We start from the raw sequence: 14,856 nt of genomic DNA, 5'->3' as shown, positions 1-14,856 counted from the left end.
TGAAAATGAACGGAGTATGAATAAATAATTACAGAAGCGGCAGATTCACGGTGAAGGTGGTGCCTGTACCGACCGTGCTGGATGCTTCAATAGTGCCGCCGTGCGTTTCGATTATTTTCTTCGCTATAGACAGTCCCAGCCCGCTGCTGTTGCTGTCACGGGTACGCGCCTTGTCCACTTTGTAGAAGCGGTCGAAGATCATCGGCAGCTCTGCGGCTGATATTCCTTCCCCGGTATCCGCGACTGTAACTTTACAGCTGCCCCCGGTGGCTTCCGCGGATAGGGTGATGGTTCCACCTGAGGGTGTATATTTGATCGCGTTGGACAGCAGGTTCATCCACACCTGATAGAGCAGATTCGTATCCCCCTGAAGTGTTATATCCTCCACATGCAGACGAACCGCCAGCTCCTTCTCCGTAAGTCTCCACTCCATAATCTGCACGACCTGGCGCAGCTGCGCACGAAGATCGAAGCTCTTCTTCTGCAGCGCATTCTCGTCATAATCCAGAGAGGACAGGGTGAGCAGCTGTTTGCTGAGCATCGAGAGGCGGCGGCTCTCCCCGTCAATAATGGAGAGGTACTCCAGCCTCTGGTTCTCCGGCAGTGCAGAATCTTTAAGCGCATGGGCAAAGCCCTGGATGGAGGTCAGCGGCGATTCAATCTCATGCGAGACGTTGGCGACAAACTCCTGACGCGCCCGGTTCGTCCGCTCCAGCTCCTGGCTCATGATCATGAAATGGGAGGCCAGCTGGCCGATTTCATCCCGCCGCCGGGTATTGAGCCGGATGTCGTACCTTCCTTTGGAAATCCTTTTCGTAGCGGCAGTCAGCCTCGTAATCGGTTTAACCACATGCAGCACGGTAACGAGGACAAACCACAGGCTGAACAGAACACTTACCCCAAGCAACACGGCAAAAAAGATCCGCAGCTCCCCAAACTGCACCTCGGCATCCGGACGCATAAACAAGGCATAGGTCTGACCGTTGATACGCACCGGCAATCCAATCGAGTTGCTGAGCTGATTATCAAAAAAACCGGTCACAAACGCCTGGCTCGGGAACTCCGCCACTCCATGGTAGACCTCTCCGGCAAGCACGTTTTGCAGCACTTCCTCGCCCAGATCATTTTTGCGGAAAGGCAAGCCATAAAACTTCTCGTCGCCCTGACCATTGGACAAGTATAATTTATACCCCAGGGATGCCGTACTTAGCAGATATTCTCCCACCGCATCGGGATGGTCCTGGACAAACTGCTGCAAACCTATCGCCATTTTCGTGAGTTTGGCATCGTTCTGCGGTTTGATCTTGACCTGATAATAGAAGTTGGATGCGAAAAATCCCATAAAACTGCTTATCAGTATAATTGAGCAAAACAGCACACTCATCCGTACATAAAGCGACTTCATGCGTTCACCATCTCCACTTTATAACCGATTCCGCGCACCGTGCGGATCACAAAATCCTCTTGATAGTCAGCAAACCGCTGGCGCAGACGTTTGATATGCACATCCACCGTCCGTTCGTCGCCCTCGTAATCGGCTCCCCACACCAGCTCAATCAGCTCGCTGCGCGAGAACAGACGCCCCGGATACTGCGCTAGCTGCGCCAGCAGCTCAAATTCCTTCACCGGCAGCAGCAGCACATCGTTCCCGTTACTGATTTCATAATTTTTGCGGTCGATCACGAGCGAGTTAAGACGGATCTTGTCATCGGAAGCTATCGAATAGCGGCGGAACAGCGCTTTGATGCGGAATAGCAGCTCCTCTGGCTCAAACGGCTTGGTCACATAATCATCCGTCCCCCGCAAATAGCCCTGCTCCTTATCGCTGAGCTGCTGCCGCGCCGTCAGGAGAATAATCGGAATGTCGTACGTTTCGCGTATGTACTGGCACAGCTCCAGCCCGTCCATTTGCGGCATCATTACATCCACGACGGCAAGATCCACCGTGCTCTCCTTCATCAGCCCTACTGCTTCCCGGCCATCGCCTGCTTCAACGACCAGATACCCATCCCGGGTCAATACATGCCGCAGCAGTGTACGGATATTTAGATCATCATCGGCAACCAATATCTTTTTCATCTGAACACCTCTCCCATATCCCTTCTTAGCTGTCACCATAGTAGCAACATTGCTGCGTTAAGACAACCGGGAGTCCGGCAAGCTGGCTTTCATTATGTTCTAAATTACTGAAAATCGTCACGCCGCATGTTAATATTAAGGCACTGTTAAGACTTTAAGAGCTGCATGAATATTTAGCTTGATCATAAGAGGAGGGCTTTTCTTGCATCCAATAACAGCAATGGAAATCACAGCCTCAGTTATTTTTGTCATTGTTATTTTTGTTATAGCAGTGCTTTTACCAGATAAGATTAGGAAGATCAGTTTAATTACTGCAGGTTCGATAACTGTACTATTGCTTGTGTTTTTTGCAGTTCGTCCCTATTGGCTTGATTATCAGGTATCAAAAAAAACAGAACAACTTAACCAATATTTAGAGGTAAAGTATCCTGGTGAAGAGTGGGAAATTAGCCGTCAAGCTGGAAGACAATACAACCCTTATCACCTGGAGGTTCGCTTCAGCAACGAAAAGGACTGGACCTATATCTATTCCGTAGTAGATGCGGACAAAATCCACCAGAGTGTATGGGGAGTTCCAGGAGCCATGGCTCCCAGTGACGGGAAGCATTATGAGATGTATCCATTGGAAAAATAGTATAGACTAAACAAAAGGCACTATACTGTCCTGCAGCGAAGTGATGCTCCGCCCCATTAATTGTTCCAGGTCATTCGAAGTAGAGACCGTATCAATCTTCTTCAGAAAAGAATAAATCCAGTGCTGAACGCTGGCATCCTCCCGATGTGTTACCGGCTTGCCTGCCAGCGATGTCAGCGCTGCTGCGAGATCATTGAAGCTCCACGTATGTGGTGCAGCCAGCTCATAAATCCGATTGCTGTGCCCGGAGCCGGCAAGAACAGCGGCTGTAGCCAGGGCCAAATCTTCACGTGAAACGGAGTTGAACCGAAAATCCCCCGGATGTGTAATCAGCTCACCCCTGCGGCTGGCTTCTTTTAATCCAAGTACATTCACGAAATCAATATATAATGCGTTGCGGAGGAAGGTGTACTCTAGGCCGGAATCCAGAATCACCCGCTCTGTAAGCGTATGGACATTGCCGGAAGCAATATTAATCCGTTGTTGCGGGAAGGCAAAGCCGGTATAGAGGATATGCGAAACGCCTGCTTTGACTGCTGCTTCAATAACCCGTTTGTGCTGGGCAAGGCGAATGCCGTCATCCGTGTGTGAGCTTGAAATTAGCAGCAGTTGGGATATATCATGGAATGCAGCTTCCAGCCCTTCAGGGACATCGTAATCGGCATAACGTATTTCTATTCCTTGACGTTGTAGTTCTATAGCTTTGTCCGGATGGCGGGCACCTGCAACAATCTGCTCCTGTGGCATTTTTTGCAGCAGATTATCAATAATCAGGCGTCCTAATTGGCCAGTTGCTCCCGTAATCATAGTCTTCATCGGTTTGCACCCTCTCTTTGGTTCATGGAATTTAGTTAAGCTATTAACTATTTAAACAAAAAAAGCTGTTACGTACTTCTACTATCAGATTGAATGTTAAGATGAGAGTATCATCGGTGCTTTATACCTCCAAACTTATATAGAGCGGTTCAGTTTGTGCAGCAATGACATCAACTCCAGCAGTTCCTTTTCATCCAGCCGCTTCATAACTTCGGCAACTGCCTGACGGTTCTCCGGAAGATGCTCTTTCAGCAGTGCGCGTCCGCTACCAGTGATCGAAATGACCGATTTCCGGCCGTCCGTAGCATGGCTTGCCCGGCTGATCAATCCGTCCTTCTCCAGCGGCAAAAGCAGCAGGCTGATATTGGCTTTGGTCACGCCGATTTTCTCGGCAAGCACTGAAGGCAGCATAGTTCCGCCATGCTTGGCGATTTCCACCAGAATACGGATACGCGCTCCGTTCAGACCCTGATTCTGCCAGTATTTCTCGGATACCGCCACGACATTTGCAGTTGCCTCAACCAATGTGAAGAATACCTCCGTATATAGCGGCTGCTCCATTACATATCTTTGTAGATCGTCCATAAATTCCGCTCAGCTCCATATAGTTAATAACTTAACTACTTCAATGTACGTGAATCTACCGCATCTGTCAATCCTATAACAGTTCTAATAACTGCTGATTCCGATAACTATTTTGATTTTGCTTCTGCTCTTCCTTGATTTTTTGCAGCCTTCTTTAAGATCAGCAACGAATACAGTCTTCCCTATCCATATCCTCAGGTACAGCGAATGGAAATGGATCGGCCGGATAATCCCCTGCTGCTCCGTCTCCGTTCCATCCTCAAATTCTGTTTCCGTTCTGACTATCCACCGGTTGCCGATTCCAAATTCTATGTATTTCAAGATTAACACTCCTTGGACATGATTAACCCCCGCAGCTACTCCATTGAAGCTGCAGGGGTTCTATTTTGGGATTGGTCGTGACTACATGTATTTCTCAAGTTCAATCTATATAATGTCTAATGTTTAATTCATGTACAGCTTAAATGAGCACTGTCTGTGAAGACAGCGGTTCTTCACTGTATTGTTTGCTGCCCTCCAGCAAAACTTCCAGCTTGATCAGCTCGGAGCGGCTGGCCAGACGGATCGGCGGCCCCCAGGTGCCATAGCCGGAGGAGACGATTACATGCATTTTCTCCTTAAGCAGATAGCCCCAATCCAGCTCAAAGAGGCGTTTGGTAATCCAGTGATTAGGCGCAATCTGTCCGCGGTGTGTATGTCCGGATAACAGGATATCCACCCCTGCCTTTGCTGCAAGGTCAAAACCGGTAGGCTGATGGTCCATCATGATTATAGGACGGGAGAGATCCAGACCTTGCAGCAACGAAGAGACACTAAGTCTGCCGCCAGCCTCCATAGCTTCCGCGGTCTTATCTTTCCGGCCGACAATATAGACGCCCGCAGTTTCCACCACTTCGTCCTGCAGAACTTTGATACCTATGCTATCCATCAGCTCAGTATACTCTTTGATCGAGCCGCCGTAATATTCATGATTTCCCAGTACGGCATATACGCCATGACGGGCTTTAAGCAGCTTTAACTGTTCACTCATTCCATTGCGGATAAACGGCTCGATACTGTCATCCAGCACATCCCCGGCAAGTAGGATGACATCCGGCTTCATGTTGTTGATCTCGGTGACCATTTTGCGCAAATGACGGTTGCCTACAATATTCCCCAGATGCAAATCCGAAGCAACGGCGACCGTAAGGGGTGCGCTTGTTCCAATGGATTTATCAATTTTGATCGGATGAGTGCGTACAATAGTGCTCCAGGCATTCCGTGAACCCCAAATGAGGAAGATAGCCAGCAACAGAACCAGCGTCGCTCCTGCTTCATAAGTAAAGGCCGAACGGTTAACCCCCATAAGTCCCAGCACCCAATAGAGCAGATCAGTTAACGGCAGCACAATTACCGCAAACTCCATGCAGGCCAAATAATAGGACCCGATCACTTTGAAGAATCTGGCCGCCGGTTTCACAGCCTTTGGCCAGGGCGCCATTCCGATCATATAGGCAAAAGCAATAACCATAAACACCGTCCAGTAGGCACCTGCTGAAATACCCGGCAGCCAATTCTCCAGCAGAACCCAGAGATGAAAGCCGATGTAGAAATTAACCAATCCCAATACAAGCAGCACTCCAGCTCCGGAAAATAGCATGCGCAGTATTTTCATTCAACCACTCCTTTAGCGTACAGCTCATATCTATACGTTCTACCTCAAATCATATCATAAAGTATTAGCCGAGTATAAACTGTGCCGGAGCATTGTAATAAATGAGAGGGTCTACCTCCCAACAGTCAAGCAACATAAAAAAGAAAATGCCCTGCGGCATCTTCATGATCTATCTATGTAAGTTAAACAGCCTTATTGCCTTTAGCGGCAATGCAATCACCGATCAGCCTGTCACATTTGTGGATATGGTTGATCAACCAGTCCGTCAAGGTGCGGTTCAGTTTGATTGTGGACAGTACGGATACGCCTTTGGTCTTAATGCTTTCTTCCAGTTCAAGCACAGTCTGCACGAATTCGGCATGAGTCTTCTGGTGCTCGGCAAGCTCAGGGAAATCAATCTCCGACATCAACTGCTCTTCATTGCCAAAATGCTCAAGGGTATAGTCCTTAAGGAATTTCAGTGTTTCTTCAATCTTTTCTTTGCCTTTCTGGTTCGTGCAAGCATCAAAAAATTCATTAAGCTTCACAAGCAGCTGTCTGTGCTGGCAATCAATCTTCTCCACGCCGATATCATACGAATCCTTCCATTCAATCATGTACTCACTCACCTTATCCTTTACCATAATTTTCATATTTAGAGGCATATCTAATTCTCCACATTTCCGCAAGAAAGTTCTGTTAACAACATCACACGACAATATGTAACAAATTTCTTTTGGGTTGATGCAAAAAAAGCGCAAGCCTAAAGGCTGCGCATCAGAAGTTATTGCAATTTCTCGCCATTTGATCAATACTTATCTCAGCATTTACACATAATAAAATTTACAGAGGACAGAGGTGCACGATATGTTCAGCAAGAAAGCGCCAAAGCAACGTATATTTGTTCCGAAATCATCAGGGCTCGGCTGGGGGTTAAATCCCAATCACCCGCTGTCCTGGATGGCAGCTCTTGGTCTACTTGTACTGGTAATCTATTTAACGATTAGATAGTAGAGCGAGTAAACTCCTCGCGAAGATTCGTCAGGATTTCCCCCAGCCAGTTGGTGCCGCGCCAGGTAGTTCTTCTTCGTATCCTCGGATCCTCTTCCGTTAAACCCACACCCCAGATCCGGTCCGTCGGACTGGCCTCTACCAGCGTGGTGCCTTTCGTATCCAGCAGCGCTTGCAGCAGGTCCTCGTTCTGAATAAACTTCTCCCAGTTTCCTTGATAGACAATCTCTTTGCAGTGTTGTTCCCAAATGGTTTTGTCGAAACCGCTCACCTGACGCCCCAATGCCTTCTGCTCTCTGGGAGTTGTGGCCCGCAAGATTTTCAATCCCAGCTCTTCATCCTTAAACAATTGTGCCTTACTGTACATCATATACTGCTCAGTGCTATTAAAGTGAAGCTCTCCCACCGTGAAACGGCAGGGATACCATTGTGAGAATGGTGAGCCGCTGCGGTAAAAATAGGTGAATTTCTCCATCTTGCTCTCTCCTCATATCATTGATTGGAAGCCCGGTTCATGTTATATCGGTACAGCTTAGAGGGGCGGTGTCCGGCATCCCTGGTGAAATCCTCAGTTTCCATCACACGGTCAGCAATCTTCCGGCGGAAGGCGGCGGCCAGCAGCTCTTTGCCCAGAATGATTTCATAGACACGCTGAAGCTCCGACAAAGTGAACAGGGGCGGCATCAGATTAAAAATAATATCCGTATATTCAACCTTGCCGCGCAGGCGTTCGATCGCATATTGAACCATCATTAAATGATCAAAAGCGAAGCCTTCACTCTGCACGATCTCACGTAGGATCTTGCTGACATGGCCTTGAACGGATTCGGTAATTTTGACCACTCCTGATAAAGTCACCTTATCACTTTGCAGAGTGATCTTGATGAATTGGTCCAGCTCATATCCTTGCTCCAGCTCTCTGCGGCTTGCTTCGAGGATCTCATGTGATACCTCGAACCAGGCAGCATCAGCCGCATCATCCCCCGCCTGCACATTCAGTGCGGTACGATCAACCAAAGTCATATAGGAACAGCTGATGACCCGCATCCGCGGATCGCGCTGCACCTCTCCCCAGGTATACAGCTGTTCCATATAGATATTGTCTATATTCGTTTCTGTGAACAATTCCCGGCGTGCCGCTTCATCCAGGCTTTCATGTACACCGACAAAACCGCCAGGCAACGCCCATTGTCCCAAGTAAGGATGTTCGCCCCGTTGAATCAGCAGCAGCTGCAGTGATTTCTCGGAAAGCTTCCGGTAATTATCCTGTTCCCGTTCCATCACGGTAAAAATCAGCATGTCGACCGTTACGGATGGACGTTCATACACTCCAGCATCATATGTTTTTAGGAATTGTTCCTCGGTTATACCGTTGCGGTCAGTGACCGGTTGTTTTGACATAGCCAAACTCCTTTACAGCTGCGGATTTAATTATTATCTTTTTGTTAATATCATAATGTTATTATATACATATACAAGACGTATAAGTCAAGTATTAGAGTGTTCATGCAGGAAATTGCAATACGCTACAATGAGGGTCCTGCCCGTAGGCTATATTGCAAAAAAAGCCTGACTGCTCCGGCTTTCGCCGGGCATATCAGACTTTGGAATCCATTCTATATTTACAGCGGCTCTATATGTACAAGCACATTGGAAACCTGGTGTCGGTCCTTCAATTGGTCTTCAATTTCTTCCGTAATATCATGACTCTGCACCACGTTCAGCTTCGAGTTCACCAGCACGGTTGTGTCCACCAGTACATTGTTGCCATGAATGCGTGCTTTAATATCTTTTATCGATTCTACGCCATCGATTTGGGCAACGGTTTGCTTCATCAGCTCCAGTTCGCTTGCGTCAAAACCGTCCGTTAAATCATGGCTAGCCTTGCGGAAAATATCCCAGGCTGTCTTGCAGATCAGAAGCCCAACAATTGTCGCAGTCAGCGGATCCAGCCAGGGAATTCCAAACTGTGAACCGATAATCCCTATAAAAGCGCCTATGCTTACGAGCGCATCCGAACGGTTATCCTGAGCTACCGCCTGCATGGCATTGCTTTTGAGTTCACGGGCAAGCTTGATATTGTACGCATAAACAGCCAGCATAACTAACGCACAACCCGCAGCCGTCCAGGCAGCAATAAGATCTGGCGTTTCCAGCACCGGTTGGACAAATTTGTTGACACCCTGATACAGAACCTGCAACCCTACGGCAATCATAATGAAAGAAGCAATCAATGCGGCTACCGTCTCCGCTCTGAAATGCCCGTAGCTGTGATTGGAATCAGGAGGTCTCCGGGAAATCTTAAGACCTGTCAGGATGGCGAGAGACGCAATGATGTCCGTACTATTGTTCAATCCGTCTGCAAGCAGAGCTTGGGAACCCGAGACACTTGCGATGAACAATTTGACGGCGGATAAAAGAATGTAGGCAAATAAACTGAGCCAAGCCCCTTTTTCACTTTGTTTAATGTCGCTGTAGTTTTCCAAAAAAAAGAACCTCCAAACAATAGTATTGTTCTATACTACACGCTGACATCCGGGTGGGTCTAGAGAAACAGTGTTGCCGGGCGGCGCATTAGTTAACCCTGCCAAATAGAGTTGGGAAGCAGGAAGTGTTTTGCAATACGCAACATTGTTTGCCCTAGTTCAACATCAGACAGTGATTTGTCTTGGGGACCGGAATTATTCTCTTATACAGAAAGGCTTTGCGGGCTCTCGCCCTTCACAAGGTAAACACAAAAAAGGACCTGTCCTATAAGACAGATCCCTTTTCTGCTAAACTATGTTAGAGCAGCTGCTCATACATTAAGCATTTATTCTGCCGGCGGAGTAAATGAACGCGCTGCAAACTCGGCGTCCAGCATGTAGAAGGCGTTGCTATCGGATTCAATCCGTTTCAGCTTGGCGATAATATTGCTGAACAGCGCCTCTTCCTCCACCTGCTCATCAATGAACCACTTGAGGAAGTAGATGGTCGCGTGCTCACGTGCATCCAGCGCCAGATCGGCCAGATGGTAGAATTTTCGCGTATTCTGCTGTTCATGGGCATAGGCATGTTCAAAGGCATCCAGCATGGATGTATATTCGTTCTTCGGCTCCGGTAAGGCAGCGAGCGTAGCGCGATAGTCGCGGTCATTAAGGAATTTGTAAATTTTCATTGCATGAAACCGTTCTTCTTCGGCCTGTACCAGAAAAAAGTTAGCGAAACCGTCCAGACTTTCACCTGAACAATAAGCAGCCATCGCCAGGTAAACGTGAGCAGAATAAAATTCAAAATTCATCTGCTCATTCAATGTATTCATTAATTCTTCCTTCATGGGTCCCTCACCTCGTCCTTTAGAGTAATTTGCTTGAAACAAGCCTTATGTAAAGTCTCCTCCATCTTATCATCCATGCCAGTGAATCGGCAAACGAAAGGAAGAATATTTGCAAATGAAAATGATTTGGCTGAAATACCGGCACTTCACCCCGCGAGACTGGAGCAGACTCTTTCCTGTGACTGCCGTACTTTCCGGCTTGCTTGCCATCAGCGGATGCGCAGGAAGCACCAATGTGCAGACAGGAAATATTTCTCCTACGGACTACATAACCGTATCACCTTCCGCAACAGCGGCTTCAGCAGCGACAGCAACAGCAACAGCGACAGCGACACCAATGCAATCAGCGGCCAGCGGCAGCGATACAATTGAGAGCAAATTGGCAAATATGACACTGGAGGAGAAAATCGGGCAAATGCTCCTGGTCGGCATTGACGGCATCAAGCTAGATACCCAGGCAAAAAGGATGATTGCCGAAGACAAGATCGGCGGAATTATCCTGTATAAAGACAATATCAGCAACCTGAAGGGCATGGTCAGTCTGATCAATGACCTGAAGAAGAGCAACGCGGAGAATCCGGTTCCGCTGTTCATGAGCGTAGATCAGGAGGGCGGCAAGGTCAGCCGCATGCCTGATGAATATGCCGCAATACCGTCGAACGGGAGCGTTGGCGCAGCCGACAATTCCGGTGCTGCCGGAACGATGGGCAAGCTGCTCGCCAGAGAGCTGCTGTCAGCCGGGTATAATATGGATTTTGCCCCTGTGCTGGATATAAACAGCAATCCCGATAATCCTGTAATCGGCGACCGTTCCTTCGGAAACACTGCCGACCTCGTCAGCAGATTAGGAATCGCTGAGATGAAAGGAATCGCCAGTGAAGGCGTTATACCGGTTGTTAAACATTTCCCCGGTCACGGCGACACATCCGTCGACTCCCATCTGGAACTGCCGGTCGTGAACAAAACTGCTGCCCAACTGGCCAAACTGGAATGGCAGCCGTTCGAGGCGGCCATTCAGGAGAATGCGGATGCGGTAATGGTTGCGCACATTCTTTTTCCGGAGCTTGATTCTGATAAGCCTGCTTCTTTGTCCAGGGCCATTATCGGAAAGCTGCTGCGTGAAGAGATGGGCTTTCAGGGAGTGGTCATTACCGATGACCTCACAATGGGTGCCATCACCGAGCACTACACGCTGGCTGCCGCAGCTGTCGATACCGTACAGGCGGGCAGTGATATCCTTCTTGTCGCCCATGAATACGGGAATGAGCAAGCGGTTCGGAAAGCGCTGCTGGCCAGTGTCCAAAGCGGCACCATCAAGGAGTCACGAATTGATGAGAGTGTCTACCGCATTCTTGCACTGAAGGACAAATACCGTCTGACCGACCAGCCGACAGCCGTACCCGATCTGAGAAAGCTGAACCAGGATATCACAAGCTGGCGAAGTTCGCTTACCAAGTAAACAAAGAGGCTGTTGAGACTCTCTCAACAGCCTTCGACAAGCTAAACGGGCAGCCTGTTGTTATATCAACAGACTGCCCGTTATTTTAACTACTGAATAACTACTTTATCCCCGGGCTTTAGTCCAGAGAGAACTTCTGTCTTGTCCGTAGTTTCCATTCCGACCTTGATTTCCTGCCGTACATATTGCTCATTTCCTTTATCCAGCATTACATACGCCAGATCACCTTCATGCATAACAGCGATGCTGGAGACTACTGTGGCTTTCTCTTTACGCAACGTCTCAATTTCGCCGCTAAGACTGAGGCCGCCGATTAAATGCTCATCCGGCTGGAGAGAAATAACCACCTCAAATTGCGGCACCTGATTTGCTGCCGAGTTCTGTCCGCTGGTTGTAGTGGCGAATTTCGATACCTCGGTCACTTCACCCTTAAGCGTAAGATTTTTCATTGCAGTCATCTTGACCTGAACCTTCATGCCCTTTTTGATGCGGAAGATGTCCTGTTCCCCGACCTGCGCAATAAATTCAAGCTTGCTCAGATCAACAATCTTACCGATATACTGATTGTCCGTCACCATCTGCGGCCGTTCTTTGCTGCTGTCATACAGGAAAATGCCAGTTGCAGGCGCATGATAGATCGCCGTTTTGAGCTTATTCCTTTTGTCCGCCAGCTCCCGCTCTTGAATACCTGCGTTGACCTGATTCAATTCCTCATTCATGCGTGCCGTTTCCTGGGCCGCCAGCGCTTTGAGCCGCTCCGCTTCAGTTCCGATTGGAGCTGCAGTTTCCGCGTCCTGTTGGCTGACGAATGAATTCAGTTCCCCCTCCAGCTGCGCTTTGCGAATGGCAGCCTCCGTGGTGGCAATTTCGTTTTGCAATGTGCTTTGGTCCAGAGTGAACAGCACATCCCCCTTTTTCACCTGGCCGGCGTTCTCCACCTTCCATGCTGTAACCTTTGAAGCGTAAGGAGCATAGACCAGAGTCTCCTCTTGATACTGTGATTTCCCCTTCACCTGAACAGAACTCGTTATGGTCTCCTGAGTAACCGGAAAGCTGATTGCTTGCGTAGACTCCATCACGATCTGGGGTTCTTCTTTTTTGATCACTTTGGTGAACAGCAGATATCCCCCGATACCCACGATGGCCGCAATAATGAGCCACTTCAGGCTCTTTTTAATTATCCTCTTCATTGTTCGGCGTCCTTTCAATTTAAAAATAGCTAGTCCCGCTTAATAGCAGTAAGCGCATCTGTTCTTGAAGCGCTGATCGCCGGATAGATCCCCGACAGCACACCTGTCATAATCGCAAATACAAGCCCGATGGGAAGGTTCGTTTCCGGAATAAAGAAATGTATACCATCACCAGCTGTACCCACAAGCTTGTTGAGACCATTTACAATCAGGTAGGAAAAGAGAACGCCCAATAATCCGCCCAAAAGCCCCAGTAGTGCCGCTTCCGTAATGAACATATTGCGGATTTGCCCCATATTCGCGCCCAGCACCTTCATAATCCCAATCTGCCGTCTACGTTGATGGGTGGACATGGTCATGGCAACAATAATGGAAATGGAAGCAATGACTAGAATAAAAACACCTATTCCAAGCGCTGCCATTTTGATTGTATCAAATTGCTCTTTAAGCATATCCATCTGATACAGATTGTTGCTGGTCGTTAAAGACAGCTTCTGAATCATTTGTTCTACCTGCTTAATGTTGTCAACGTCGTCCACCTTAACCGTCACTGAGTTGTAGCTGCCTTCCTCAGGCACATTAATGACCGACATATTGTCAAAAGCAAGCTCTTTCCCGAGTTGAACCGCAGTATCCTGAGAGATATACATAATCTTGTCATAGGAAGCACGTTCATCGCTAGTCCCCGTCGGATTAGCCAGGATGCCCCCTACTTGCAGCGGTGAGCTGAGCTTGATGGCTCTTGACGCGCTGCTATAGTCCTGCGCCTGTATCTGTAGCTGCTGCCTATACATTTCTGAAGGGAGCAGGGTCATACTGGTGTATTGAGCATTTAATTCCTGGTTAAAAGGATCTGCAGAAAGACGCTCATAAAGCTTCGTACGGGTTTCATTGTCAATCAGGCCGAGTGTTGCCCCATAATTCAGCACAGTCATACCCGGGAGATTTGAGCCCCCTCCCTGTTTGTAGGTATGGCCGTACTTATTCAGCATCTCTAAGTCTGTTGCAATGACTCTGGCATCGCCTATTTTGTTGTCGACCGTGACAATCTGCAGGTAGCCGACATCTTGAAACGGCGCGGCTGCGACTACATGATCCAGACCGCGGATAATCTCAAGCTTCTGCTCCGTCAGCTTACCTGGATTCAGGTTCTCGTTTGTTTCGGCAGGAGCCTTACTGCTGTCGCCGCCGCCACGCGAGGGGATACCGCCGCCTGGAGAGACCATAATTTCATCCATTTTAAAACTGCGATTGACCTCATCGGTCATATAGTTCTGTGCGGATTGTCCAACACTAAGCGCAACAATGATTGCTGCACAACCGATGGAAAGTCCGGTCATACACAGTCCGGTAACCACCTTGCGCCGTTTGACCTGATCCCAGGCCATACGGGTTATATCTCTGATCTTCACTGCGTCTCCTCCTCTTGAGGTTCCGCTTCTGCCGCCTTTTGCTCTTCGGTAATTAAATAACCGTCCCGCAGGGAAAAGATGCGCTGCATTTGCTCTGCTACCTCATGTTCATGCGTGACAACAATAAAAGTAGTGTTCATCGTCCGGTTGAGCTTGAGCAGGATGTCGATGATTTCATCCTCAGTCTTGGAGTCCAGGTTCCCTGTCGGCTCATCCGCGAAGATGACCGATGGCTCCGTAATCAGCGAGCGGGCAATACTTACCCGCTGCTGCTGGCCACCAGACAGCTGGGAAGGAAATAAATCAGCTTTGTCCGGAATGCCGACCTGCTCCAGCAGCGCAAGCGCCTTTTGCTTACGGATGGATGGCGAGACGGACTGGAACACAAGCGGCAGCTCCACATTCTCGCGCACGGTAAGACTGGTGATCAGCTCATAGGCCTGAAAGATAAATCCGATATGCTTGCGGCGAAACACGGAAAGCTTGTTTTCTCCCATCTTAACAATATCGTGATCCGCAATGTAAATATGGCCTTCAGTCGGCTTCATCAGGCCGGCCATCAGGTTTAGCATTGTAGATTTCCCGGAGCCGGAACTGCCCAGCAGGGCAACCATTTCACCCTGCTTTACATTGAAGCTGATATCGTGAAGCACGGGGGTCCATTCGTTGCCGGTCTTAAAAGAGTGCTTGATATTTTCTACTCGCAACATAGAAGCTGCTC

The 14,856-nt window shown here is 48.6% G+C and carries 16 protein-coding genes; 2 read left to right on the top strand and 14 right to left on the bottom strand.

The features are described from left to right. Positions 1–28 precede the first annotated feature (28 nt). On the bottom strand, positions 29–1,405 hold the full coding sequence (locus H70357_RS16220; protein ID WP_038591459.1) for a sensor histidine kinase: 1,377 nt from the start codon (positions 1,403–1,405) through the stop codon (positions 29–31). Then, a complete protein-coding gene (locus H70357_RS16215; protein WP_038591456.1) occupies positions 1,402–2,079 on the bottom strand; it encodes a response regulator transcription factor in 678 nt (225 codons plus the stop codon). The genes H70357_RS16220 and H70357_RS16215 overlap by 4 nt, the downstream gene beginning before the upstream one ends. A 202-nt stretch (positions 2,080–2,281) precedes the next feature. On the opposite strand from H70357_RS16215, the gene H70357_RS16210 reads away from it, so the two are divergent. After that, positions 2,282–2,713: a hypothetical protein gene (locus H70357_RS16210; RefSeq protein ID WP_052092065.1), complete on the top strand. Its 432-nt coding sequence runs from the start codon at positions 2,282–2,284 to the stop codon at positions 2,711–2,713. A gap of 6 nt (positions 2,714–2,719) precedes the next feature. On the opposite strand, the gene H70357_RS16205 is transcribed toward H70357_RS16210, so the two are convergent. The 9 genes from H70357_RS16205 to H70357_RS16165 form a co-directional block, all read right to left on the bottom strand. Continuing rightward, on the bottom strand, positions 2,720–3,529 hold the full coding sequence (locus H70357_RS16205; protein ID WP_038591453.1) for an NAD(P)H-binding protein: 810 nt from the start codon (positions 3,527–3,529) through the stop codon (positions 2,720–2,722). Positions 3,530–3,664: 135 nt separating this feature from the next. Then, positions 3,665–4,114, bottom strand: a complete 450-nt coding sequence (locus tag H70357_RS16200) for a MarR family winged helix-turn-helix transcriptional regulator (RefSeq protein WP_038591449.1) — start codon at positions 4,112–4,114, stop codon at positions 3,665–3,667. Positions 4,115–4,198: 84 nt separating this feature from the next. Continuing rightward, complete coding sequence (locus tag H70357_RS16195; RefSeq protein ID WP_038591447.1) at positions 4,199–4,435, bottom strand: DUF3977 family protein; 237 nt, start codon at positions 4,433–4,435, stop codon at positions 4,199–4,201. 139 nt (positions 4,436–4,574) lie between these two features. Then, positions 4,575–5,768 (bottom strand): metallophosphoesterase, encoded by a 1,194-nt coding sequence (locus tag H70357_RS16190; RefSeq protein ID WP_052092064.1) that lies wholly within the window; start codon positions 5,766–5,768, stop codon positions 4,575–4,577. A gap of 182 nt (positions 5,769–5,950) precedes the next feature. After that, positions 5,951–6,364, bottom strand: coding sequence for a bacteriohemerythrin (locus tag H70357_RS16185; protein ID WP_052092565.1), 414 nt, complete (start codon positions 6,362–6,364; stop codon positions 5,951–5,953). 386 nt (positions 6,365–6,750) lie between these two features. Continuing rightward, the gene (locus tag H70357_RS16180) at positions 6,751–7,233 is read right to left on the bottom strand and encodes a riboflavin biosynthesis intermediates N-glycosidase (protein WP_038591445.1); all 483 of its coding nucleotides are present in this window, start codon (positions 7,231–7,233) and stop codon (positions 6,751–6,753) included. Between the two features lie 17 nt (positions 7,234–7,250). Then, entirely contained in the window at positions 7,251–8,159 is a 909-nt protein-coding gene (locus H70357_RS16175; protein ID WP_038591443.1) for an NUDIX hydrolase, read from the bottom strand. A 221-nt stretch (positions 8,160–8,380) separates the two neighbouring features. Further along, complete coding sequence (locus tag H70357_RS16170; protein ID WP_038591441.1) at positions 8,381–9,244, bottom strand: cation diffusion facilitator family transporter; 864 nt, start codon at positions 9,242–9,244, stop codon at positions 8,381–8,383. A gap of 326 nt (positions 9,245–9,570) precedes the next feature. Next, a complete protein-coding gene (locus tag H70357_RS16165) occupies positions 9,571–10,074 on the bottom strand; it encodes a ferritin (protein WP_038591439.1) in 504 nt (167 codons plus the stop codon). Positions 10,075–10,189: 115 nt separating this feature from the next. Between H70357_RS16165 and nagZ the strand changes: the two genes are divergently transcribed. Next, a complete protein-coding gene (nagZ, locus tag H70357_RS16160) occupies positions 10,190–11,533 on the top strand; it encodes a beta-N-acetylhexosaminidase (RefSeq protein ID WP_231578439.1) in 1,344 nt (447 codons plus the stop codon). An 89-nt stretch (positions 11,534–11,622) separates the two neighbouring features. Here nagZ and H70357_RS16155 read toward each other — a convergent pair whose 3' ends face one another. The 3 genes from H70357_RS16155 to H70357_RS16145 are packed head-to-tail and all read right to left on the bottom strand — an operon-like array spanning position 11,623 to position 14,845. Beyond that, positions 11,623–12,723 carry an efflux RND transporter periplasmic adaptor subunit gene (locus tag H70357_RS16155; protein ID WP_197073695.1) on the bottom strand — a complete coding sequence of 367 codons (1,101 nt, stop codon included), beginning with the start codon at positions 12,721–12,723 and terminating at the stop codon, positions 11,623–11,625. Between the two features lie 29 nt (positions 12,724–12,752). Then, positions 12,753–14,135 carry an ABC transporter permease gene (locus H70357_RS16150; protein ID WP_052092063.1) on the bottom strand — a complete coding sequence of 461 codons (1,383 nt, stop codon included), beginning with the start codon at positions 14,133–14,135 and terminating at the stop codon, positions 12,753–12,755. After that, on the bottom strand, positions 14,132–14,845 hold the full coding sequence (locus tag H70357_RS16145) for an ABC transporter ATP-binding protein (protein WP_038591437.1): 714 nt from the start codon (positions 14,843–14,845) through the stop codon (positions 14,132–14,134). Before H70357_RS16145 ends, H70357_RS16150 begins: the two co-directional genes overlap by 4 nt. Positions 14,846–14,856: the final 11 nt, after the last annotated feature.

The organism is Paenibacillus sp. FSL H7-0357, assembly GCF_000758525.1.
Taxonomy (GTDB): Bacteria; Bacillota; Bacilli; order Paenibacillales; family Paenibacillaceae; genus Paenibacillus_AQ.
Note: the sequence above shows the minus strand (reverse complement) of the source record. Positions and strands in the feature narration are given on the sequence as shown.